This is a genomic window from Methylocystis bryophila (assembly GCF_027925445.1).
In the GTDB taxonomy this organism is placed as follows: Bacteria; Pseudomonadota; Alphaproteobacteria; order Rhizobiales; family Beijerinckiaceae; genus Methylocystis; species Methylocystis bryophila.
Window position 1 is genome coordinate 3,682,468 of sequence record NZ_AP027149.1, and the last position, 21,897, is coordinate 3,704,364.

Annotated in this window: 19 protein-coding genes; 4 read left to right on the top strand and 15 right to left on the bottom strand. The window is 64.0% G+C overall.

Annotated features, from left to right (window positions below; genetic code table 11):
- Positions 1–254: 254 nt before the first annotated feature.
- The 8 genes from QMG80_RS16980 to gcvT form a co-directional block, all read right to left on the bottom strand.
- A complete protein-coding gene (locus tag QMG80_RS16980; protein WP_085770258.1) occupies positions 255–992 on the bottom strand; it encodes a carbohydrate binding domain-containing protein in 738 nt (245 codons plus the stop codon).
- Positions 993–1,274: 282 nt separating this feature from the next.
- Complete coding sequence (locus QMG80_RS16985; RefSeq protein ID WP_085770259.1) at positions 1,275–1,916, bottom strand: hypothetical protein; 642 nt, start codon at positions 1,914–1,916, stop codon at positions 1,275–1,277.
- A 530-nt stretch (positions 1,917–2,446) separates the two neighbouring features.
- Positions 2,447–2,911: an HU family DNA-binding protein gene (locus QMG80_RS16990; protein WP_085770260.1), complete on the bottom strand. Its 465-nt coding sequence runs from the start codon at positions 2,909–2,911 to the stop codon at positions 2,447–2,449.
- Positions 2,912–3,277: 366 nt separating this feature from the next.
- A complete protein-coding gene (gene putA / locus QMG80_RS16995) occupies positions 3,278–6,334 on the bottom strand; it encodes a bifunctional proline dehydrogenase/L-glutamate gamma-semialdehyde dehydrogenase PutA (protein WP_085770261.1) in 3,057 nt (1,018 codons plus the stop codon).
- Positions 6,331–7,167 carry a dimethylarginine dimethylaminohydrolase family protein gene (locus QMG80_RS17000; protein ID WP_245300033.1) on the bottom strand — a complete coding sequence of 279 codons (837 nt, stop codon included), beginning with the start codon at positions 7,165–7,167 and terminating at the stop codon, positions 6,331–6,333. The genes putA and QMG80_RS17000 overlap by 4 nt, the downstream gene beginning before the upstream one ends.
- 7 nt (positions 7,168–7,174) lie before the next feature.
- Positions 7,175–10,024: an aminomethyl-transferring glycine dehydrogenase gene (gene gcvP, locus QMG80_RS17005; RefSeq protein WP_085770263.1), complete on the bottom strand. Its 2,850-nt coding sequence runs from the start codon at positions 10,022–10,024 to the stop codon at positions 7,175–7,177.
- A gap of 88 nt (positions 10,025–10,112) precedes the next feature.
- Entirely contained in the window at positions 10,113–10,475 is a 363-nt protein-coding gene (gene gcvH / locus QMG80_RS17010) for a glycine cleavage system protein GcvH (protein WP_085770264.1), read from the bottom strand.
- 27 nt (positions 10,476–10,502) lie between these two features.
- Positions 10,503–11,636, bottom strand: coding sequence for a glycine cleavage system aminomethyltransferase GcvT (gene gcvT / locus QMG80_RS17015; RefSeq protein ID WP_085770265.1), 1,134 nt, complete (start codon positions 11,634–11,636; stop codon positions 10,503–10,505).
- A 158-nt stretch (positions 11,637–11,794) separates the two neighbouring features.
- Here gcvT and QMG80_RS17020 point away from each other — a divergent pair, with 158 nt between their 5' ends.
- Complete coding sequence (locus tag QMG80_RS17020) at positions 11,795–12,604, top strand: NAD kinase (protein ID WP_085770266.1); 810 nt, start codon at positions 11,795–11,797, stop codon at positions 12,602–12,604.
- A gap of 384 nt (positions 12,605–12,988) precedes the next feature.
- On the opposite strand, the gene QMG80_RS17025 is transcribed toward QMG80_RS17020, so the two are convergent.
- From QMG80_RS17025 to QMG80_RS17040, 4 genes are all read right to left on the bottom strand, one after another.
- Positions 12,989–13,531, bottom strand: a complete 543-nt coding sequence (locus tag QMG80_RS17025; protein ID WP_158658568.1) for a hypothetical protein — start codon at positions 13,529–13,531, stop codon at positions 12,989–12,991.
- A gap of 165 nt (positions 13,532–13,696) precedes the next feature.
- On the bottom strand, positions 13,697–15,151 hold the full coding sequence (locus QMG80_RS17030) for a S41 family peptidase (protein WP_085770268.1): 1,455 nt from the start codon (positions 15,149–15,151) through the stop codon (positions 13,697–13,699).
- Positions 15,148–16,482, bottom strand: coding sequence for a murein hydrolase activator EnvC family protein (locus QMG80_RS17035; RefSeq protein ID WP_158658569.1), 1,335 nt, complete (start codon positions 16,480–16,482; stop codon positions 15,148–15,150). Before QMG80_RS17035 ends, QMG80_RS17030 begins: the two co-directional genes overlap by 4 nt.
- 114 nt (positions 16,483–16,596) lie before the next feature.
- Positions 16,597–16,764 carry a hypothetical protein gene (locus tag QMG80_RS17040; RefSeq protein WP_158658570.1) on the bottom strand — a complete coding sequence of 56 codons (168 nt, stop codon included), beginning with the start codon at positions 16,762–16,764 and terminating at the stop codon, positions 16,597–16,599.
- A 284-nt stretch (positions 16,765–17,048) separates the two neighbouring features.
- Between QMG80_RS17040 and rplM the strand changes: the two genes are divergently transcribed.
- The 3 genes from rplM to QMG80_RS17055 all read left to right on the top strand — a co-directional run bounded on the left by rplM (position 17,049) and on the right by QMG80_RS17055 (position 19,492).
- Complete coding sequence (gene rplM, locus QMG80_RS17045; RefSeq protein ID WP_085770270.1) at positions 17,049–17,519, top strand: 50S ribosomal protein L13; 471 nt, start codon at positions 17,049–17,051, stop codon at positions 17,517–17,519.
- Positions 17,520–17,521: 2 nt separating this feature from the next.
- Positions 17,522–18,007 (top strand): 30S ribosomal protein S9, encoded by a 486-nt coding sequence (gene rpsI / locus QMG80_RS17050; protein ID WP_085770271.1) that lies wholly within the window; start codon positions 17,522–17,524, stop codon positions 18,005–18,007.
- Positions 18,008–18,139: 132 nt separating this feature from the next.
- Entirely contained in the window at positions 18,140–19,492 is a 1,353-nt protein-coding gene (locus tag QMG80_RS17055) for an MFS transporter (protein WP_085770272.1), read from the top strand.
- Here the strand turns inward: QMG80_RS17055 and glpD are convergent.
- Genes glpD through QMG80_RS17070 form a run of 3 tightly spaced genes read right to left on the bottom strand, consistent with a single transcriptional unit; the run spans position 19,489 to position 21,893 of the window.
- Positions 19,489–20,982 (bottom strand): glycerol-3-phosphate dehydrogenase, encoded by a 1,494-nt coding sequence (gene glpD, locus QMG80_RS17060; RefSeq protein ID WP_085770273.1) that lies wholly within the window; start codon positions 20,980–20,982, stop codon positions 19,489–19,491. The two genes, QMG80_RS17055 and glpD, sit on opposite strands and share 4 nt — an antisense overlap.
- 52 nt (positions 20,983–21,034) lie before the next feature.
- Entirely contained in the window at positions 21,035–21,469 is a 435-nt protein-coding gene (locus tag QMG80_RS17065; protein ID WP_085770274.1) for a cupin domain-containing protein, read from the bottom strand.
- A gap of 10 nt (positions 21,470–21,479) precedes the next feature.
- Positions 21,480–21,893 (bottom strand): DUF2147 domain-containing protein, encoded by a 414-nt coding sequence (locus tag QMG80_RS17070; protein ID WP_245300034.1) that lies wholly within the window; start codon positions 21,891–21,893, stop codon positions 21,480–21,482.
- Positions 21,894–21,897: the final 4 nt, after the last annotated feature.

Here is a 21,897-nt window from a genome sequence, read left to right on the forward strand (position 1 = left end):
TCGAGCATGCCCTGAGCGGAATGCGGCTTCGCGCATTTCCATATCATGCTTTAGATGACGCTGGGTTCAGACGGAATCGCCTGAACCCAGCGTGATCGATTCTTTAAATCGGGAGCGCGATCTGTGCGAAAAACCGGTTTCCGCTTTCCTTTGAAATCGACCGCATATTTTGCATTCAGGCGTTTCCGCCTGAATGCGGCATTGATCTGAATTCGAGTAAACGCCGCTTCGAGCGTCCCGAATCGGCGCTCTTCTTACGCTTGGCCGCGAGCGCGACGCAGGCGGGCGTAGCCCAGCCCGAGGAGGCCGAGAACCGCCAGGGGGCCGGTCGCCGGACCGGGTCCGGGCGCAGACGACGTCAAAGAGACGTCGGTGAGCAGCGCGAAGGGCGGCTCACCGGGGCTCGGGCCACCTTGCGCGATGAACGAAAGCAGCTCGCTCGTCGACGTCGCGGTGAAGGTGTAGCTTTCCGTCTGCCAGCCCGAGAAGCCTTGACTTGCAACGCTGTAATTGGGCGTCGAGGCCGAGGAGCCGCCGAGACTGAAGTTCCACTGGTTCGTGGTGTCGCCGGTGTAGCCGAACTGCTGACCGAAGGCGTAGTCGAATGTCAGGGTGTATTGATTCCCGACGGTGAGACCGGAGATATTCTGCGTCAGCGCGCCGACGTTTAGAACGCCGTCCATGGCCACGAAGTTGTGCCCGGAGACGGAAGCCCCGTTCCAAGTGCTGCTCCCGCCATTGGACTGCGTCCAAAGGGACACGGGGCCAGACTGGCCGACGACGCTGGTGGCGCCATTGTTGAAGACAAAAGCGTAGCTGCCGCCGGTGTTGGGGTCGGGAACGCTCCAGCCCGTCGCGTTCGTGTTGTAGCCGAGCTGCCCAAGACCAGCCGTCAGCTGCGAGAAGTCGCCATTGGTGATAAACTCGGTGGCGTGGGCCGAGCCGCCGAACGCCAAAGTGGCGGCGGCGATAGCAAGCCAAGAGATGCGCATGGTTAGTGCTCCTATTGCCGTGAGAAGCGCGAGCGCTAATCGCTGGCGCGGCTCAGACAAGCTTAAACACTATCATCAAGAAATATGGCGCAGAAGGTTCGCGAAACGTGTTGAAGTGGTTTTCATACATGGTGTGACATTTTTGCCACAGCCGGGGATCCAATGACAACAATGATTTGCTAATCTCGAGTCTATCTTCACGCTTCGGGCGGGCAGTGGAAACCGCCGCCCCCGGGGGGGCGCCGGTTCAATGCGTCAGCGCCTCGCGCGTGACGAGAGATCTCAGGCGCGACGGGCGCGCGCATAGAAGCCGGCAAGCGCCAGCGCGGCAAGACCGGCGAGGCCAACGCCGGGAACCGGAGCCGGAGCGGAAAAGTCGTAGAAGGCCGCCGTGAAGCCGGTGTTCGAGCCGTCGAGGTTCTGGCTGTCGAAGACGGCATTCACAAAGAAATTCTGACCCGACGACAGGGAAACGCCCGTCGGAGCAAAGAATTCCACCGTGTTCGGCCCCACGAACACTTCACTCCACGCGACCGAATTGCCATGCGAGTCGTAAGACTCGAACCGCGTATACTCGTTGTATCCGCCCGTGGACGGCGACGCCGTCTGGTCGATCACCGGCGCAGGAACGTTGAGGAAAGTGACGGCGAAGGCATTGGCGGAAGTGGCTGCGGTGTAGGTCGCGTCGCCGGTGCCGAGCCCCGGAACGCCCCAAGCGGGGCTGCCGGCAGGCACCGTCACCGGATTGCTCACGCCATTGGTCGTGCTCCAAACCCAGCTGTTCCCTTGATTGTCCGAGCCGCTATTGCCGCCGCCCGCGCTGGACGAAAAGGCTGTGCCCGGGACGAGCGTAAGGCCGGCGAAAGCCGGCGTGGCAAACGCAAAAGTTGCCGCCGCTGCGACGGCAAACCGAGATAGGCGCATGTTTCGATCTCCTGAGTTTCACGAGAGCGCATGCTGGCGAAAAAACTATGCCAGAAAACGCTCGATGAACTAGGCCGGCTTCCGCCAGCGCAGCTTCAACAGCAGAACCCTGCCTATGAGGGCTGTGATAGTCAACCAGAGCATTTTAGCAGACTTAAAGATAGTTTTAGACTGTGTCTTTGGCGCCACACCGATATTTGTGACAACACGTCATATTTAGCCGAAGGAGCATAGCTCAGACGGCGCGCGAAATACGATGATTCATGATAATAATGGCTCATTGAGCCGAGATACCTATAGAATAAAAGCATTCATGTTACGTAATACTTATGAGTTCCTTTCCAGCATAAGCGCTCCGGTTCGACCGGGGGGCGCTCGCAGCTGGCCCGTCAGCATGGCGATCGGCCGTACGTACGTGACTTGCGTAAATATCTCAAGCCTGGATTGTATTTATCCGATAGCGAGCCGTTGCCGAACGCGTTTTTTCGACAGCTGTGACATTTTTGCCACAGTAGGCGACACTGAAGCGATCACACGCCATTGATCCTTTCTTTCAAAGCGGTCGACGGCCTGAAGTTCAAAGCCTTGCGTCGGGGAAGCACCGCCGTCTCACCCGTGCGCGGGTTGCGACCGCGCCGCGCCGCTCTCTCGCGCGCGAAGAAGGTCCCAAATTCGTGCAGTTTTACGCATTCCTCGCCCTGCAGCAGCGCCTCGGCGATTTCTTGCAAGACGCAATCGAGTAATCTCGTCGCCTCCCGTCGCGAGAGTTTCGGCACGCGCTTCTTGATGGCGGCTGCGATGTCGCTTCGGGTCAGAGTTTGCGAATGCGTCTTCGACGTCCCCCTCGCGTCCGCGCACGTGCCAGAAACTGCATTGTTTCGATGAGTTGGGGACGCCCGACGCTCTCGTGCGGAACACCGGGCGCCTTCCGCGCCGGCTACAGCGAATTCCGCAAGTGTTGACAGAGTTTTGCGATGAGTATTCTCTCTAATCATCTGATTTAACTCAGCTCCTTATCGATCGAACGAATCCGTGCGAGCGGGTCACGCACTGAGCGGGAAGCGCGCTTGAGCGGCGCGCCCGTCTCGTTGCCGGCGCATAAAGGCCCGCGGCGAACTCCTCTGAGGCGCGCAGGAATGGGCCGACCACGCCTAGCATGCAACCTACAGTTGTGCAACCAACGGCGTCGGCAAATCGCGACTTTTCGCTGTTTATTTATAGAAACAGATATTTCTTCAACACTCCGACTCGCGCCGCAGGCAGCGCCCGCAACCCAGAGACGGCGCCATCCGCCCCATCAATCTGTTGTGTCGACGCCGGGACTCAAGAGAGGCCCCCCACCTGGCGTCCCCGAATGCGCATCACTCCTCGCTCGCCCAAAGACGGAGGTCGCCTCCCAGCGCGGCCGTGTTGGTCGTCACCGTGATCTCGCGCACAAAACGCCTCAGATAGTCAGCTCCGCCGGCCTTCGGCCCCGTGCCGCTCAAATTGAAGCCGCCGAAGGGCTGAGAGCCGACGACGGCGCCGATCATCGTGCGGTTGATATAAATGTTACCCGCCGGAGCTAATGCCGCGAGTCGCTTCGCGCGGGCCTCGATGCGCGAATGAAGGCCGATGGTCAGCCCATAATTGGCCGCCATGATCTCCGCGACAAGCGAATCGAAATCGCCAGCGCGCCAAGGCGCGACATGCAGGACGGGGCCGAAAATCTCTTGGTTCAGCTCCCGCCCCGAGCTGAGCCGCACGACATGTGGCGCAACGAAGCACCCCTGCCCCGGCGCCGCGCCCGTATAGACGACGCTGCCCTCCGCCCTTCGGCGAGCAAGATAGTCGTCAAGCGCAGCCTTCGCTCCCCGGTCAATCACCGGTCCGATATGGGTCGCCGGATCGCCCGGATCGCCGAGGCGCAGCTCCTTCGCCGCGCCGACGATCGTCGCGAGGCAGGCGTCAAAGATCTCCTCCTGTAGATAAAGAAGGCGCAAGGCCGAGCAGCGCTGGCCGGCCGAGCGAAAAGCCGAAGCGCAGACGTCGTCGGCGACATGCTCGAAGAGCGCGGTCGAATCGACGATCATCGCATTGATCCCGCCCGTTTCGGCAATGAGCGGAACGATCGGCCCCGGCTTTTTGGCGAGCGCGCGGTTGATCTCTTGCGCGACCGCGACCGAGCCCGTGAAGACGACGCCAGCCGTCAGCTCATGCGCGACGAGCGATGCGCCGACCGCGCCGTCGCCGGGCAGGAATTGCAACGCGTCGGCCGGAACGCCCGCCTCGCGCAGAAGCGCGACGGCCTCGAAGCCAATGAGGGGCGTTTGCTCAGCGGGCTTCGCCGCCACCGCATTGCCGGCGACAAGCGCCGCCGCAATCTGACCGACAAAGATCGCCAAGGGAAAGTTCCACGGCGAAATGCAGACAAACACGCCGCGCCCGACGTGACGCAAGCGATTTTCCTCCCCGGTTGGCCCTGGGAGAGCGCGCTCGCGCATCAGCTCGCGGGCGACATTGGCGTAGTAGCGGCAATAATCCGCGGCTTCCCTGACTTCGGCGAGCGCGTCGTCGAGCGTCTTGCCGCCCTCGCTTTGCAGGAGCGCGATGAGCCGCCCGCGGCGCGATTCGATAAGCGCCGCCGCTCGCTCCAGAATCTGCGCTCTCGTCTCGGCAGGCTGCGCGCCCCAGGCGGAGAATGCGCGATGGGCGGCGGCCATCGCCACATCGAGGCTCGCGGCGTCGGCCTCGATGACGTCGCCAACGCGCGTTCCGTCAAAGGGCGAGTGGATCGCGCGCTTTTGCGTCATCGACGCGCTCGCGGGCTGCGCAAAAAATTTCGCGCCGCGCGACGCGTCAATCTCGACGAGCAGCGCGGACAGCGCTTTCTGGTCGCCGAATTCGACGCCGTCAGAGTTAGAACGCAAAGGCCGATAGAGGTCCTTCGGCAACGGCAGATGGCGATGGCGCGCATTCTCAGGCCTGCCGAGCGCAGCAAACGGATCTTCGAGCAGATCCTCAATACCGCAATGCGGATCGGCGAGGCGCGCGACATAGGACGAATTGGCGCCGTTCTCGATGAGGCGGCGCACCAGATAGGCAAGCAGATCGCGATGTTTTCCGACCGGCGCATAGACCCTCACGGCCGCGCCCTTCTGGAGCAAAAGGCCGTAGAGCCCTTCTCCCATGCCGTGCAAACGCTGAAACTCGAAGCTCTCGGGCTTTGCGCCCTGCGCCAGTATCGCTGCGGCCGTCATCGCGTTATGCGTCGCGAATTGGGGAAAGAGCATCGGCTCGGCGAAGAGCCGCGCGGCGCAGGCGAGGTAATTCGCGTCGGTCATCGCCTTGCGCGTGAAGACGGGATAGTCGGCGAGCCCCCTCTCCTGCGCGCGCTTGATCTCGAGGTCCCAATAGGCGCCCTTGACGAGCCGCAGCATGAGGCGACGGTTAAGCGTTTTGGCCCAGCCCGCGACATGGTCGATCACGGCCTCGGCGCGCTTTTGATAGGCCTGCACGGCCAGACCAAAACCCTCCCAGCCCTTGAGCGAGGGATCGGCGACGACGCGCGCCATCACGTCGAGAGAGAGCTCGAGACGGTCGGCTTCCTCCGCATCGATCGTGAAGGCGAGATCGTGTTCCCGGGCCAATCGCGCGAGATCGAGCAGACGCGGCGCGAGCTCTGCCAGCACGCGCTCGCGCGAGATCGCCTCGTAACGCGGATGCAGCGCCGATAGCTTTACCGAGACGCCCGGCCGCTCTGGCAGCGCTTGCGCGCCCGCAGCTCCGCCGACGGCCTCGATCGCATGAGCGTAGGCCTCAAAGTAGCGTTCGGCGTCCTCCTGCGTCCGCGCCGCCTCGCCGAGCATGTCGAAGGAATAGCGCAGATGCGGCGCGCGGCGCGACAGCGCGTTCTCGATCGTCTCGCCGAAGACGAAATGAGCGCCCATCAGCCGCATCGCCTGCTTGGCGGCGAGGCGCAGCGCCGGAAGCCCGAGGCGTCGCGCGACGCTCTCAGCCGCGCCATGCGGAGACGCGCCCTCCTCGAACAAGCGCGCCGAGAGGCCCAGCGCGAAGGCGCAGGCCTGCACGAGCAGCGCGTCGCCGGCGATGCGATGATGCGCGAAGTCGCCAACCGCGAGCTTGTCAGCGAGCAGTCGATCGAGCGTCTCATCGTCCGGCACCCGAAGCAGCGACTCGGCCAGCGCCATGACGGCGAGGCCCTCACGCGAGGTGAGCGAGAATTCGCGCAGAAAATCTTCTATGCCGCCGATGAGAAGCCCCTGCGGGCGCGACGCCGCGACGAGCTCTCGCGCCAACGCCTCCGTCGCATCGCGCGCGCCTGGATCCGGGCGGCGCGCGAGGAGCCGCGCCGCGATTTGCGCATCGTCCTCCGCATAGGGCGCGGCAAAGGGAGCGAGCAGCCGGCCTTCGCTCATCGCGCCTCTTCCATGCGCGTCGCGTTCAATTTCAGCGTCAAACATTTCGCCGCGCCGCCCGCCTTGATGAATTCTCCGAGCGGCGTCAGCATCGGCTCAAAGCCCGCCTCTCGCAAACGATGTTGCAAGCCGGCGGAGGCCTCATTGAGGATGAGGCGCCCGCCGCTCTCGACCGCGTTGCACGCGAAATGAAGCGCGTCCGCGAGCTGGATCTCAAGGCGGCGCTCGGGCGGCGCAAGCCGCGCGATCGTCTCGAGCGACTCCGCGTCGAAGGCTCCCGGATAATACATGAGCCACCCGTCGGAGAGCGGACAGAAACAGGTGTCGAGATGGTAGAAGCGCGGGTCCACGAGGCGAAGGCTGACGGCGGGCCGGTCAAAGATCGCTTCGAGCAGCGGCGGCGCCTCGGGACTGGTGCGCCAGCCGTGGCCGCACCAGATCAACTCGCGCTTTGCGTCCGGCAAAGCGTCTCCCGCGCCCTCGAAGGGGATTTCGTCCGGCCAAGGCGCGACCGAGAAGCCCTGGGCTTCGAAGAACGCCTGAAAGAAGGGCTCCTCCGGCCGGCGCTCCTCGGTCATGAAGCGAGCGAGAACGACGGTCCGATCAAAGGCCAGGCCCGCGTTGGCCGTGAAGACCATGTCCGGCAGCCCGGGCTCCGGGCGAACGAAAAGCAATTCGGCGCGCTGCGCCAGCAGGCTGCGCAGAGCGTCCCATTCCTTGCGGGCGCGGGCCAGATCCGCCTGCCCAATCTGATGCTCCATCCACGGATTGATGACGTAATCGACGCAATAATGGTCGGGCGCGCACATCACGATGCGGTCGCGGGTCGTCATGGGAGCGCTACTCCGCGGCTTTGGCGTAGCTTTCGATCGGGGGGCAGGAGCAGATGAGATGTCGGTCGCCATGGACATTGTCCACTCGGTTCACCGGCGGCCAGTATTTGTCGACGCGGAAGGCGCCTTTGGGGAAGCAGGCCGCTTCGCGCGAATAGGGCCGCGTCCATTCGCCGACAAGATCCTCGACCGTATGCGGCGCGCGCTTGAGCGGATTGTCCGACCGGTCCATGCGCCCTTCGGCGATGGCGCGCGCCTCCTCGCGGATATAGAGCATCGCGTCGCAGAAGCGATCAATCTCGGCCTTGGTCTCGGACTCGGTCGGCTCGATCATGAGAGTTCCGGCGACCGGCCAACTCATCGTCGGCGGATGGAAGCCGCAATCGATGAGGCGCTTGGCGACGTCCTCCACGGTCACGCCCGCCTCTTGCTGCAAGGGGCGCACGTCGACGATGCATTCATGCGCGACGCGCCCCTTGGCGCCCGTGTAGAGCACGTCATAAGCGCCGCTCAAGCGACGCGCGATGTAGTTCGCGGAGAGGATGGCGATGCGCGTCGCCTGCGTCAGCCCCGCGCCGCCCATCAACAGGCAATAGCTCCAGGAGATCGGCAGGATCGATCCCGACCCGAAAGGCGAGGCCGCGACCGTCAAGGACGAGCCGCCCGTCTCTGGGTGACCGGGCAGAAAGGGGGCGAGATGCGCCTTGACGCCGATGGGCCCCATGCCGGGGCCGCCGCCCCCATGCGGAATGCAGAAGGTCTTGTGGAGATTGAGGTGGCCGACGTCGGCGCCCATGTCGCCCGGCCTCGCGAGACCGACGAGCGCGTTGAGATTCGCGCCGTCCATATAAACTTGTCCGCCCTCGGCATGGATGATGGCGCAGATCTCGCGCACGCTCTCCTCGAAGACGCCATGCGTCGAAGGATAGGTGATCATCGCCGCGGCAAGCGCGTCGCGATGCGCCTGCGCCTTGGCGCGAAAATCGGCGACGTCGATATTGCCTTTAGCGTCGGTGGCGACGACGACGACCTGCATCCCGCACATCGAGGCGGATGCCGGGTTCGTCCCATGCGCGGAAGCGGGAATGAGGCAGATGCGGCGACGATCCTCGCCGCGGCTCGCGTGATAGGCGCGGATCGTGAGGAGGCCCGCAAATTCGCCCTGCGCGCCGGAGTTCGGCTGCATCGAGAAGGCGTCATAGCCGGTGATCGCGCAAAGCTTTTGCGACAGATCCGCGAGGAGCTCCGCATATCCCAGCGCCTGATCCGCGGGCGCGAAAGGATGCAGTTCGGCGAACTCCGGCCAGCTGATCGGCAGCATCTCGGCCGTGGCGTTGAGCTTCATGGTGCAGGAGCCGAGCGGAATCATCGCGCGATCAAGCGCGAGATCGCGGTCGGCGAGACGACGCATGTAACGCGTCATCTCGCTTTCTGCGCGGTTCATATGGAAGACCGGATGCGTCAGATAGGTCGATTGGCGCTCGAGCGCCTTCGGCAGCCGAGATTCCGGGTAGTCGTCGCGATAGACGAGATCGTAGCCGCCAAAAGCGCGCCACACCGCTTCCAATGTCGCGGGCCGCGTGCGCTCGTCGACGGTGATCCCGATGCGATCGCGGCCGACCTTGCGGAGATTGACTCCATTGTCGACGGCGTTCTTCATGATAAGCCCCTGATAGGGGCCGACCGCGACCGTGATCGTGTCGAAGAACTCCTGCGGCGCAATCTCGAAGCCTAACGAAGCGAGGCCTTCGGCAAGGCGCGCGGCCTTGCGATGAATGCGCTCGGCGATGGCCTTCAACCCCTTCGGTCCATGGAAGACCGCATACATCGAAGCGATGATCGCGGGCAGCGCCTGCGCCGTGCAGATGTTCGAGGTCGCGTTCTCTCGTCGAATGTGCTGCTCGCGCGTCTGCAGCGCGAGGCGGTAGGCGCGGTTTCCTCGCGCGTCGATCGAGACGCCGACGAGGCGTCCCGGCAGCGCGCGCTTATGCGCGTCCTTGACTGCGATATAGGCGGCGTGGGGACCGCCATAACCCATCGGCGCGCCGAAGCGCTGCATCGAGCCGATCGCGACATCGGCGCCCATCTCGCCCGGCGATTTCAACAGAGTCAACGCCAGCGGGTCGGCGGCGACGACGGAGATCGCCTGCGCCGCATGAAGCTTTGCGATCGGCTCAGAGAAATCGTGAAAGGCGCCCGTCACGCCCGGATATTGGAAAAGCGCGCCAAAGACCTCCTCGGGCTTCAGCTCCTTGAACGGATCGCCGACGACGATGCGCCAGCCGAGCGGCTCGGCGCGCGTGCGCATCACCGCGATGCTCTGCGGCAGCGCATTCTCGTCGACGAAGAAGGCGTTGGCTTTGGACTTGGTGACGCGATGGGCGAGCGCCATGGCTTCGGCCGCCGCCGTCGCCTCGTCGAGCAGCGAGGCGTTGGCGATGTCGAGCCCGGTCAAATCCGAAACGGCGGTTTGGAAGTTCAGCAAGGCTTCGAGCCGGCCCTGGCTGATCTCGGGCTGATAAGGCGTGTAGGCCGTGTACCAGGCCGGATTCTCCAAAATGTCGCGCTGGATCGCCGGCGGCGTGATCGTGCCGTGATAGCCTTGCCCGATCAGCGACTCGAGCACGCGATTCTTATTCGCCGTCTCGCGCAGACGATCGAGCGCGCCGCGCTCCGAAAGCGGCGCGCCGAGATCGAGCGGCTCCTTGACGCGAATATCGTGCGGGACCGTCTCGTCGATCAGCGCTTCGAGCGAAGGCGCGCCCACGACCGCGAGCATATCGCGGATCTCTTCCGGCGAAGGGCCGATGTGGCGGCGGTTGGCGAAATCATAGGGTTCGTAGCGGTCTTCGCTCATGCGCCTCTCCGCGATAGCGTTTTCCGTTGGCCGAAGCCCGGCTTGGCCTTACCCCATAGACAGCGCCAAGATAGCTGCTCGCGCCGGCCTAACCAAGCGTCGCGCGATAGGCGGCTTCATCGAGCAGCGCGTCGAAAGCGCTCGGATCGGCGGGCTTCAGCTTGAAGAACCAGCCGGCGCCTTGCGGATCGCGATTCACCGCGCCGGGATCGTCGACGATCGCCTGATTGACCTCCACGATCTCGCCTTCGAGCGGTGCGAAAACGTCGGAGGCGGCCTTGACCGATTCGACGACGGCGGCGCCGTCGCCCGCTTTGAAGCGCGCCCCGACTTCGGGAAGCTCAACGAAAACGAGATCGCCGAGCGTCTCGGCCGCATGATCGGTGATGCCGATCGTCACGACATCGCCCTCGCGCTTCAACCATTCGTGGTCTGCGGTGTATTTCAGCAAGGCTCGTCTCCCGTTGATCGAGGCGAATCAGGCGCGCCGATAATGATGCGGAACGAAAGGGAACGCGAGGACTTCCGCCGGCGCTCTCTGGCCGCGCAGCTCAAGGAATACGCTGGTTCCAGGCGTAGCCAGCGAGGCCGGCAGATAGCCCATCGAGATCGGCGCGTCGAGACTTGGGGAAAAGCCGCCTGAGGTCACGCGCCCGACGGGAGCAGCATCCGTCTCATCGGCATAAACCCCTGCGCCGGCGCGGACCGGGGCGCGGCCCTTGGGCTTGAGGCCCACGCGCAGACACTTCGGGCCGGCCTCAAGCTCGGCCAAAATCGTCTCTGCGCCAGGAAACCCGCCGGCCCGCGCGCCCCCACGGCGGCGGGCTTTTGGAATGGCCCAGGCGAGATCGGCCTCGATGGGCGTCGTCGCCTCGTCAAGATCGGCGCCGTAAAGGCAAAGACCGGCCTCGAGCCGAAGAGAATCGCGCGCGCCGAGGCCGATCGGCGCGACGCCCTCCGCAGCGAGCAGCGCCTTGGCGATCTCTTCCGTCTTTTCGAGCGGAACGGAAATCTCGAAACCGTCCTCGCCCGTATAGCCCGAGCGCGTCACATAGCTCGCCGCGCAGCGAATGACCGTCTCGCGCGCGTCCATGAAACGCATGTCGCCGACTTCGGGAGCAAGCCCTAAGAGCGCCTCCGCGGCGCGCGGGCCTTGCAGCGCGATCAGCCCGCGCTCGATCGTATCGATTTCGCAGGCGTCCGAGAGGCGCGCGCGCAAAGACGCCTCATCTTCCGCCTTGCGCGCGGCGTTGCAAATAATGAGCACCGAGTCGTCGTAACGGGCGATCATCAGATCGTCAGAGATCCCGCCGTTCTCACAAGTGAGAAAACCATAGCGCTGCCGCCCCGGCGCGAGCCCCAAGAGATCGATCGGAACGAGCGTCTCGAGCGCGAGGGCGAGGTCGTCATAGCGACCGGATTTTGCGCGCAGCCAAAGCTGGCCCATGTGGGAGACGTCAAAAAGCCCCGCGCTCGCGCGCGTGTGCAAATGCTCCTTTAGAACGCCCGCTGGATATTGGATCGGCATGTCGTAGCCGGCGAAGGGCCCCATGCGCGCGCCAAGCTCAAGATGCAGCGCATGCAGCGGCGTTCGCCTCAAAGCTTCGACCATTTCCCGTTCTCCTGGCGCCGCAGCGCGGCTTCTTCTAACTGGTGCAGAGCGACAAAAAAGCGACGCTTCCGGCAAGTTTCTTTCGTTGCGCCGGCAGTGTAGGAGTAGGCGTCCCTGGCCCCCGGCGGAGAGGCGGCCCAAAGCTTGAGAGGGCGATCATGGGCGCGGGAGGCGAAGCAGAAACGGAAGATCCCCTGGCCAATCCCGCCCGGACATTGGCCTTTCTTTCCTCCGGTTCGCCCGAGGCGGAGGAAGCGCGCGCGCGCCTCGTCGAGAAATATGGGGACGCGCCGCCGGAAGAAGCCGATTGCATCGTCGCGCTCGGCGGTGACGGGTTGATGCTGCGCGTGCTGCATCGCTATCTCGGCGACGGCAAGCCGATCTACGGCATGAACCGCGGCTCCGTCGGCTTCCTGATGAACCAATATCGTGAGACGAGCCTGCGCAAGCGCATCACAGCCGCCAAGCGCTCGATCATCCACCCGCTGCTGATGCAGGCCGTCGACGCCAAGGGCTCGGAGTTTCGGGCGCATGCGATCAACGACGTGTCGCTGCTGCGGCAGACCTCGCAGATCGCCAAGATCCGCATCTTTGTAGACGGCAAGGAGGCGATGGCCGAGCTCGTCGCCGACGGCGTTCTCGTGTCCACGCCGGCGGGCTCGACCGCCTACAACCTCTCAGCGCATGGGCCGATCCTCCCGCTCAACGCGCCGCTGATGGCGGTAACCCCGATCTCCGCCTTCCGCCCGCGCCGCTGGCACGGCGCGCTGCTGCCAGACTCCGCCACAATCCGCCTCGAGGTGCTGGAAGCCGATAAACGCCCCGTCTCCGTCGTCGCCGACCACGACGAATTCCGCGACATCGTCGCGGTCGACGTCTCGATGGACCAATCCACCCGCCACGTATTGCTGCACGATCCGGGGCATTCGCTGGAGGAGCGGATACTCAAAGAGCAGTTTGGGTATTGAGGCGGAAATACCCTGCGCTTGGGCAAAGCGTGGCCGCAGGAAATTTCAGGACGCGACTGGTTCGGTGGATTGCCCCCATTCGGTGTCGTCCGTCAAACCACTTCGCGGTTCCGGGCCTTCGGCTGACCGACGACGCCGGATGCGGAGGAAGGCTTGCATATCCCTTTGGTGAGCTTTGCGCGCAAGGGCGAGCAAAGCTCACCAAAGGGATATGGATGATGAACTGCGCCTTGCGCGACGGCTCGTCACCCGAAGGGGCGAAGCGCGAGCGGAGCAGGCGTGGAACGCGCCTTGACGAGTGGTCGCGCAAGGCGCCGCCCGAGCGACGAGGCAATTATCAGAGACCGGTTTGACCGGGGGCGGTTCCGCTCTCAGAGCCATGACTCAAAAACACTCCTTCAATACCTGCGCCATCGCCTCCTTCCGTCCGCGATCGCTCGGCGCCTGATAGACATCCAGCACCTTGTCGTTCGCGAGCAGCTGCATCGACAGCTTCTTTGTGATCGCCAGCTCTTCAAACAGATCCTTTGAAAGATTGCCAACTTTCGAGGTCCATAACGACGGCCCAGCCTCATCCAAGCTTAGCTGTTCGATAGCGAATTTCATCGCTTCGCCGTCCGTGACAAAATTCACCCAGGGATAGGCTTCTGAACCAACCAATTCGGCCAACGCCGCATTCTTGAAAGAAATTTCCATTTGAACGTATTTGGCCCCGTGACCGTCGCTCTCGCACCGCCCAAAAACGAAGATCGATTCTCCCGAGAACCCGCTTGTGTATCCAAATTTGGTCGGCTCATTCCCTTCCTTGGGCGTGAAGAACCAAGTCGCTTCATCGGCCCGGAGAGGCGTAGACGCGAGCAGGGCGGCCAATATCGCTACGCAGAATGTTTTGACCGGGGCGGGACAAACGCGGGGATGAAACTGCACTTTCTAGGCTCCCTGGCCACCGCGAAGCGCTGCGAGCGAAGCTTGTATCCTCATCACTCGCCACGTTCCGCACAAGCGCCGGCCGTGGCAACACCACCACCCGCCTCCAAACTCAAAGGGCGCTCCGAAGAGCGCCCTTTTTGATCAATTCGCCTGCTTGTCCGATCAATTCGCCTTCTTGGCGTCGGCCTTGCCGGTGGCGTCCTTAGTCGGCTCCTTCGCCGCCTCTTTCTGACCGTCCTTGGCGGGGTCCTTCGCGGAGGCTTCCTTCAGCGCCGCGGCCTTCGCCGCCTCGATCTTCTGCGCTTCGACGGCGGCGAGGATCTGCGCCTTGGACTTGCCGTGCAGAAAATCGATCGCGGCGGAGAGCTGCTTGTCCTTGGCTTCGTCCGTCGGGACATAGGCCTGCGAACCGCTCTTCTCCTCGTCGCCATTCTTCAGATGTCCGCGCAGCGACGCCTCGCCGCGCGTCTCGTCGCGGCCCTTCTGATCGTCGGGCACGTCCTGCAGCAGGACGATGTCGGGATCGATGCCCTTCGCCTGGATCGAACGGCCCGACGGCGTGTAGTAGCGCGCCGTGGTGAGGCGCAGCGCGCCATTGGCGCCGCCGAGCGGGATGATCGTCTGCACCGAGCCCTTGCCGAAGGAGCGCGTGCCAATCAGCGTCGCGCGCTTGTGATCCTGCAGCGCGCCAGCGACGATCTCGGACGCGGAGGCCGAGCCGCCGTTGATCAGCACGACGACCTGCTTGCCCTTGGAGAGGTCGCCCTGATGCGCGTTGTAGCGCATTGTCTCGTCGGCGTTGCGGCCGCGCGTCGACACGATCTCTCCGTGATCGATAAAGTCGTTGACGACCTGGATCGACTGCTCGAGCAAGCCGCCCGGATTGTTGCGCAGATCGATGACATAGCCCTTGAACTTGTCCGCGGGGATCTCTTCCTGGATCTTCTGCATCGCGTTCTTGAGGCCGTCGGCGGTCTCTTCGTTGAACGCCGAGATGCGGATGTAGCCCACGTCATCATTGAGCTTGTGCCACTTCACGGATTTGACGCGAATCTCGGCGCGCGTGAGCTTGACGTCGATCTTCTGCTTGTCTTTGTTTCCGCGAAGGATGGTGAGCTTCACCGGCGTGTTGATCTGGCCGCGCATCTTGTCGACGGCCTGATTGAGGGTGAGTCCCTGCACGCTCTCGTCATCGATTCCGACGATCAAATCGCCGGTGGTGATGCCGGCGCGCGAGGCGGGCGTATCGTCGATCGGCGACACGACCTTGACGACTCCGTCCTCTTGCGTGACCTCAATGCCGAGGCCGCCGAAGCGCCCCTCGACCTGCGTACGCATTTCCTTGAAGCCCTTGGCGTCGAGATAGCTCGAATGCGGATCGAGCGACATGAGCATGCCGTTGATCGCCGACTCGACCATCTTCTGCTCGTCGGGCTTCTCGACGTAATCGCTGCGCACCTTGTCGAACACGTCGCCGAAAAGGTTCAAATTTTTGTAAGTGTCTGCAGGCGCAGCCACCGCTTCCGCGCTGAGAAGGCTGCGGGCTTGCTGGCCCAAGGTTGCGCATCCGGCGCCAATCGCGATGCCGGTCGCAAGGAGTGCAGTCTTTCGAATCATCCGCCAACCTTCCGGGTGTCAGACCGGGCCCACCATGAGCTCGGGTCTATCGAGTTTCCGTCCTTGCGGATCTCGACATATAAAATGGGCTGTTTTGCGCCAATCGCGACGGTCGCGGCGGTCTTCACCGAGCCGTCACCCATGCTCGCGACAGGCTCTCCTGCGAGAACGAACTGTCCCACGCCCACATTCATTCTGGCCACCCCTGCCAAGACGACATAATAGCCGCCGCCGGCGTTGATGATCAAGAGTCCTCCGTAGCTGCGATAGGGACCCGCATAGGCCACCCATCCATCGCAAGGAGCTGAAACGAGGCCGTTTTCCCGAACCTGCAGCGAATCGCCTCTTTCCACGCCGCCGTAGCCGTCCTGCGCGCCGAAGCGTCGCACAAAATAGCCGACGGCGGGCAGCTGAAGCTTGCCTTTGAGATCGGCGAAGCCGACCGCGGGCGCGAGCCGCGCCGGATCCCGGAAGGGCTGGGCGAGCGCCTTCGCGCGCTGCTCGCGCGAAGCTTGAGCGTCAGCGGCCTCGCGCCTGGCCTCGGCCTCCCTGGCCGCCTGCGCGCCCAGCCGCGCCGCCTCGCTTTCCTTCTCCATCCGCGCGATGAGCTCTTTGATGCTCGTCGCCTGTTCCGCGAGCTTTCGCGCGCGCTCTTCCTGGGCCGCGCGTTCGCTCGTAATCTGACGCGACGCCGCGCGCCGGTCTTCGATCATTTGCTCGAGATTGGCGCGCTGCAAAGTGAGCTCGTCGCGGCGATGCGCGAGCGCCGCTCGTTGGTTGTGCGCCGCCTCGCGCAGCTGCACCAGCTCGCTTAGATCATTTTGCAGCTTCAAGGTTTCGCCGCGCATCTGCGGCAGCACGGCGCCCATCGTCATCGCGGCGCGCAGGGCTTTCAAAATATCTTCCGGCTCGGCGAGGACAGCAGGCGGCGGCCGGCGATTCATCCGCTGCAGCACGAGCAGCACCTCGCCGATCAGCGCGCGCCTTGCGTGCAAGGAGGCGCGCAAGGTCTCCTCCCGACCGTCGATCTTTTGCAGCTCTGATTCTATTTCCGCCGTTTGCTTTTCCGTGTCGCGCAGCTTCGCCGCCGCTTCGATCAAGACCTGCGCGAGACGGCTTCTTTCGGTCTCGATGCGCTCCAGGCCCTGGTCGAGCTTGCGCTTTTCCTCCGTGAGATTCCGAAGCCCCTCCTCCACGCCGCGCAGCTCAACCTTCTTCCCCGTCAGCGGGTCCTGCGGTCCCGGCGCGGGTTCCGCCGCGGCGCCGCTCGCAAGAACCGCCAAAGCGAAGGCGGCCGGCATGTCTTCGAAGAGTTTCGTGATTTTCTTCACGCGGTCGCGTCCGCCCCCTTGCTCTTTCCCAAAAAGCTGGGGAGCGCGGGGCCTATCAACCATATGCGCGGGCAAAATTGTTCAGATTACGGCGGGAGACGCGGGCCTCCGCGTTCAGACCTCCGCCAGCAAGGCGCCCACGAAACCGCCGACCAGAGCGCCGATCAGGCCTCCCGTCGGACCCATGGTCACGGCAAAGATTGCGGCGCAGACGAGCGCGCCCACAAGCGCGCATCCCGTCATCACCGCGACCGAATTTTCACTTTCCGAAGGTTGCGACATCGATACTCCCCGCTCGACGCGCGCGCCGCGCTTTCGACGCGTGGTCGACGGAGTTTACGTGTCGCCCCACTCCGACGGCGGCAAGAGCGTGGCATATACGTAGCGTGCTGCGGCAGCGCCGAATGGATCCGATGGGTTTTTGTGGTATTATGCTACCACTACCGTCTGCCGCCCGCTTTCTCGGGGTTTCGCGGCGGTTCCTGTTTGACTTTCTGCGCCGTCTCGCCTATCAGCGGCGCTTCGCCGCACTGGGCGGCCCCAATACCGCACGGAAACTCTCCCAGATGTTTGGAAAAACCTATTCGGCGAAGCCCGCCGACATCGAGAAGCGATGGGTGCTGATCGACGCCAAAGGTCTCGTCGTCGGCCGCCTCGCTTCGCTCATCGCGCTTCGGCTGCGCGGCAAGCACAAGGCGACCTTCACGCCGCACATGGACGACGGCGACAATATCGTCGTCGTCAACGCCGACAAGGTGGTGTTCACCGGAAGGAAACGCGACCAGAAAGTCTATCACCATCACACGGGCTATCCCGGCGGGGTGAAGGAGCGTTCGGCGAAGTTCATTCTCGAAGGGCGTTTTCCTGAGCGCATCCTCGAGAAGGCCGTGCAGCGCATGCTGCCGCGCGGGCCGCTTGGCCGTCAGCAACTCGGCAATCTGCGCGTCTACAAGGGCGCGGAGCATCCGCACGCCGCGCAAAACCCGACGCCTCTCGACGTCGCCGCCTTGAACCGCAAGAATTCCCGGAGCGCATGACCATGTCCGAGACCACGCTCTCCTCCCTCTCCGACCTCAAAGACGCCGCCGGCGAGACGGTCGTCCAGACCACGCCGCTGCGCGAGCAGAAGCTCGACAAGCACGGCAGGGCCTATGCGACCGGCAAACGCAAGAACGCGATCGCCCGCGTCTGGATCAAGCCCGGCACGGGCCGCATCAGCGTCAACGGCCGCGACGTCGGTGTCTATTTCGCGCGGCCGGTGCTGCGCATGATCATCCAGCAGCCGCTCGTCGTCGCGAAGCGCTCGGGACAATACGACCTGGTCGTTTCGGTCGCCGGCGGTGGTCTCTCCGGCCAAGCCGGCGCCGTGCGCCACGGCCTGTCCAAGGCGCTCACTCATTACGAGCCAGAGCTGCGCTCGGCCTTGAAGCGCGAGGGCTTCCTCACCCGCGACTCGCGCGTCGTCGAGCGCAAGAAATACGGCAAGCGCAAAGCGCGCAGGAGCTTCCAGTTCTCGAAGCGCTAACGCTCTGCCGCGCCGTCTCTGGCGCGGGGCCAAAAAGCAAAGCATTAAAGCCGGGCGTTCGCTCGGCTTTTTTGTTGTTACCGCGCAAGCGGCGCGACGCCAAGAATGGGATCGGCCCGCCGGCGCGCCACAATGGGATCTGAAAGAGAAGCGACGTTGAACACGCTCGAGCGGACGCCGATCCTTTCGTCGCCGGAAGCCTTAGACGGCCCGCGGACGATCGCGAAAGTGCAGCGACGGCTGCTGCCCTTTCTCGCCGTCTGCTTCTTCGCCAACTACCTCGACCGCGTGAACATCGGCTTCGCCGCGCTGGAGATGAACAAGGATCTTGGCCTCTCCGCGACGATCTTTGGTTTGGGTTCGGGCATTTTCTTTTTCAGCTACGCCGCCTTCGAAATCCCGAGCAATTTCATGTTGGAGCGCGTCGGCGCGCGGCTCTGGATCGCGCGCATCCTTCTGAGCTGGGGAATCGTGTCCGCGCTGATGGCGCTGGCTTGGAGCGAGTCCAGCTTTCTGGCGCTGCGATTGCTGCTCGGGCTGGCGGAAGCCGGCTTCTTTCCGGGCGTCGTTCTCTACCTCACTTTTTGGATGCCGCAGGCGTCTCGCGCCGTCGCGATGAGCCTGTTCATGCTGGCGATCCCGATCTCCAGCGTGATCGGCGCACCGCTTTCCGGATTTATTCTCGACGCTCTGCATGACGTCGGTGGCGCGAAGGCCTGGCAATGGCTCTTCGTGATCGAGGCCCTGCCGTCGATCCTGCTTGGGATCGCGGCGTATTTCTGGCTGACCGACCGGCCGAGAGAGGCGCGCTGGCTCGCGCCGTCGGAGCGGGAATGGTTACAGAACACGCTCGACGCGGAGCGCGCGGCGCATCCCGAGACGGCCGTCGAGTCTAGTCTGAAAATGCTGCTGACGCCTGATGTCGCAAGGCTCAGCGTGATTTACTTTGGAGTCGTGCTGACGCTCTATGGTCTCGTGTTCTGGCTGCCGCAGATCGTTCACGATTTCGGCTTTGCGTCTCCCTTGGTTGTCGGTCTTCTCACAGCCACGCCTTACGTCGCCGGCAGCGTCTCCATGGTGTTTTGGAGCCGGCATGCGGATCGCCACGGCGGCCATGCGCGTCATGCGGCGCTGGCGTCGTTGCTCTCCGCCGCCGGGCTCGCGGCATGCGGCGCGCTCACGTCACCCGCTTTGACGATTCTGGCGCTGTCGGTTTCGGCGGCGGGCACATTCGCGATGTTCCCGATCTTCTGGTCTTTCGCGACGCGACGCCTGCCGCCCGCGCAGGCGACGGGCGCGATCGCGCTCATCAATGCGATCGGGGCGCTCGCGGGCTTTCTCGGTCCCTATCTTGTGGGCTGGGTGAAGGACGCCACAGGCGAATTTCATTATGCGCCGCCGGCTTTGGCCATCGGCCCGCTGATCTCGGCGCTGCTGCTGGCGACAATTCTGCGCGCATCGGCGAAGACTGAGGTTCGCGCTTAGGGCCCATCGGCGCCGAAGAAGCCTTTCTCCATCGCCCGCGCCACGCCTTCGCACTGCGACGCGCTCATATGGAGCCCGAGCTTCGAGCGGCGCCACAACACATCTTCAGCCGTGCGCGCCCACTCATTCGTCATCAGATAATCGAGCTCGCGCCGCGTCAGGCCACAGCCGAAGTCTTCTCCCAAATCCTCAAGCCTTGCGGCGTCACTGAGCAGGGAAAAGACGCGCGCGCCATAGGCATGGGCCAAACGACTGGCGAGCGGCTGCGGTAGGAATGGCTTCTCGCGAAGAAGCCGCGCCTGCAGTGGTTCGATCTCGCCCTGCAAGCTTTCGCCGCCCGCGAGCGGCGTATTGCCCGTCCAGGACGGCCCCATGCGCGCATAAGAAGGTTTCAGCGTCTCCAGCGCGTGCTCGGCGAGCTTTCGCGCGGTCGTGATCTTGCCGCCGAATACGGAGAGCGCTGGCGCGCCTTCGCGATCGAGATCGAAGGCGTAATCACGCGTCACGACCGAGGCGTCGAAAGACCCGTCATCGAACAGCGGCCTGAGCCCCGCATAGCTCGAAACGATGTCTTCGCGCGTGACCTTGCGCTTGAAGCAGCGGCTGACCGCATCGAGGAGATAGTCCGTCTCCGCATCGCTGATCGAGACCGGCCCCGGCGGTCCGTCATGCGGCGCATCGGTGGAGCCGATCAGCGTGAACTCGCCTTCATAGGGGATGGCGAAGACGATGCGGCGATCGACGTTTTGCAGAATATAGGCGTGCGCGCCTTCGTAGAGCCGTCGCGTCACGAGATGCGAGCCCTTCACGAGCCGCACATGCTTGCGCGAGACGATGCGCAGCGCGTCGTGCAGCACCTCGGACACATAGGGCCCGGCGGCGTTGACGAGCGCGCGCGCCTCGACTTCCTCGGGGCCTTGCGGCGTCTCCAGGCGCGCGATCCATCGATCGGCGCGGCGCTCGGCGGACACAAGGGCGACGCCGGGGCTAATGAGCGCGCCGAGGTCCCGCGCCGAGAGCGCGTTCGCGACAACGAGCCGCGCATCGTCCACCCAGCAATCCGCATAAGTGAAGCCTTGCGCAAAACGCGCGTCGAGCGGCGCGCCGAACGGATTGTCTTTCAACGAAACGCCGCGCGAGGCGTCGAGGCGTCCGCGCGGCGCGAGATGATCGTAAAGGAAGAGGCCGAGCCTGATCATCCAGGCGGGTCGCAATTGCGGCTCGTGAGGAAGCACGAAGGTCAAAGGCGAGACGAGATGGGGCGCGCTCGCCAGCATCACCTCGCGCTCGGCGAGTGCTTCGCGCACCAGCCGGAACTCGAAATGCTCCAGATAGCGCAAGCCGCCGTGGATGAGCTTCGTCGAGGCGGACGAGGTGCAGGAGGCGAGATCGCCCTTCTCCACGAGCCGCACGGAAAGGCCGCGTCCGGCCGCGTCGCGCGCGATGGCGCATCCGTTTATGCCGCCGCCGACGATGAGGAGGTCGAACATGGGCGCTCTCTAATAAGACAAAGAACCGCGCCATCAAAAAGCGGGTCCGGGATTAATCCAATCTCAGACCGTCCGGGTCGAAGCCCTCTGGCGCGAGCTCGAAACGGGAAAACTCGAAGCCAGGCGCGACAGTGCAGCCGACGAGCGTCCAGGCCCCGAGGCTCTTGGCGCTTTGCCACCAACCGGGCGGCGCGACGAGTTGCGGGCGTTCTCCGGCCGCAAGATCGGCGCCGAGGAGATGACGAGACGCCTCCAACCCCTCCTCGCTCAGGGAAAGCTCGAGCGGCGCGCCCGCATAGAAGTGCCAGATCTCTGCGGCGTCGATCCTGTGCCAGCGGGAGATCTCGCCCTGCGGCAGCAGGTAGTAGATCGCGGTCGAAGCCGCGCGCTCCCCCCTGGGCTCGTCGCGAAAGGTCTCGCGGAAAAAGCCGCCTTCGGGATGAGGCTTGAGGGACAGCGCGCGGATTACCTCTTCGGCGGCGATCATCCGCGGTCCCTCACCGCACGCGCGTCCAGCTGTCGCTTCCGCAAATATTGGTCCCCACGACGCAGCCCTCGAGCGTCAACTGCGTCTCGCTGGTTTGCTTGAGGCTCGCTTGATAATTCTGGCCGTCGTTTGCGTTATAGACCGTGCCCGCCCAGCTGTTGTCGCCGCTTTTCTTGAGATTGAGAATGGGAAGACCGAGCAGCCGCCGCGCGCGCTGAGCCGGATCAGGATTATTATCGTCCAAGGCGCTCTTCTCGGGTCCGGCCTCGATCACGCCGCACAGATTCGCGCCGCACATGCGCAGGCCGACCACGGCGGTGCCGTCGCCGACGCGCCATTTCCCGATCGGGCCCGCTGCGAGCGCAGTGGACGCGGTAAGGAGCGTCAATGCCGGTATCGCCAACATGAGCCGCCCGCTCTTCATTCTG

Bases quoted from the DNA above. Each gene is read 5' to 3' on its own strand.
- QMG80_RS16980 (WP_085770258.1), bottom strand. From the start codon at position 992: ATGCGCATCTCTTGGCTTGCTATCGCCGCCGCCACTTTGGCGTTCGGC.
- QMG80_RS16985 (WP_085770259.1), bottom strand. From the start codon at position 1,916: ATGCGCCTATCTCGGTTTGCCGTCGCAGCGGCGGCAACTTTTGCGTTT.
- QMG80_RS16990 (WP_085770260.1), bottom strand. From the start codon at position 2,911: ATGATTAGAGAGAATACTCATCGCAAAACTCTGTCAACACTTGCGGAA.
- putA (WP_085770261.1), bottom strand. From the start codon at position 6,334: ATGAGCGAAGGCCGGCTGCTCGCTCCCTTTGCCGCGCCCTATGCGGAG.
- QMG80_RS17000 (WP_245300033.1), bottom strand. From the start codon at position 7,167: ATGACGACCCGCGACCGCATCGTGATGTGCGCGCCCGACCATTATTGC.
- gcvP (WP_085770263.1), bottom strand. From the start codon at position 10,024: ATGAGCGAAGACCGCTACGAACCCTATGATTTCGCCAACCGCCGCCAC.
- gcvT (WP_085770265.1), bottom strand. From the start codon at position 11,636: ATGGTCGAAGCTTTGAGGCGAACGCCGCTGCATGCGCTGCATCTTGAG.
- QMG80_RS17020 (WP_085770266.1), top strand. From the start codon at position 11,795: ATGGGCGCGGGAGGCGAAGCAGAAACGGAAGATCCCCTGGCCAATCCC.
- QMG80_RS17030 (WP_085770268.1), bottom strand. From the start codon at position 15,151: ATGATTCGAAAGACTGCACTCCTTGCGACCGGCATCGCGATTGGCGCC.
- QMG80_RS17040 (WP_158658570.1), bottom strand. From the start codon at position 16,764: ATGTCGCAACCTTCGGAAAGTGAAAATTCGGTCGCGGTGATGACGGGA.
- rplM (WP_085770270.1), top strand. From the start codon at position 17,049: ATGTTTGGAAAAACCTATTCGGCGAAGCCCGCCGACATCGAGAAGCGA.
- rpsI (WP_085770271.1), top strand. From the start codon at position 17,522: ATGTCCGAGACCACGCTCTCCTCCCTCTCCGACCTCAAAGACGCCGCC.
- QMG80_RS17055 (WP_085770272.1), top strand. From the start codon at position 18,140: ATGGGATCTGAAAGAGAAGCGACGTTGAACACGCTCGAGCGGACGCCG.
- glpD (WP_085770273.1), bottom strand. From the start codon at position 20,982: ATGTTCGACCTCCTCATCGTCGGCGGCGGCATAAACGGATGCGCCATC.
- QMG80_RS17065 (WP_085770274.1), bottom strand. From the start codon at position 21,469: ATGATCGCCGCCGAAGAGGTAATCCGCGCGCTGTCCCTCAAGCCTCAT.
- QMG80_RS17070 (WP_245300034.1), bottom strand. From the start codon at position 21,893: ATGAAGAGCGGGCGGCTCATGTTGGCGATACCGGCATTGACGCTCCTT.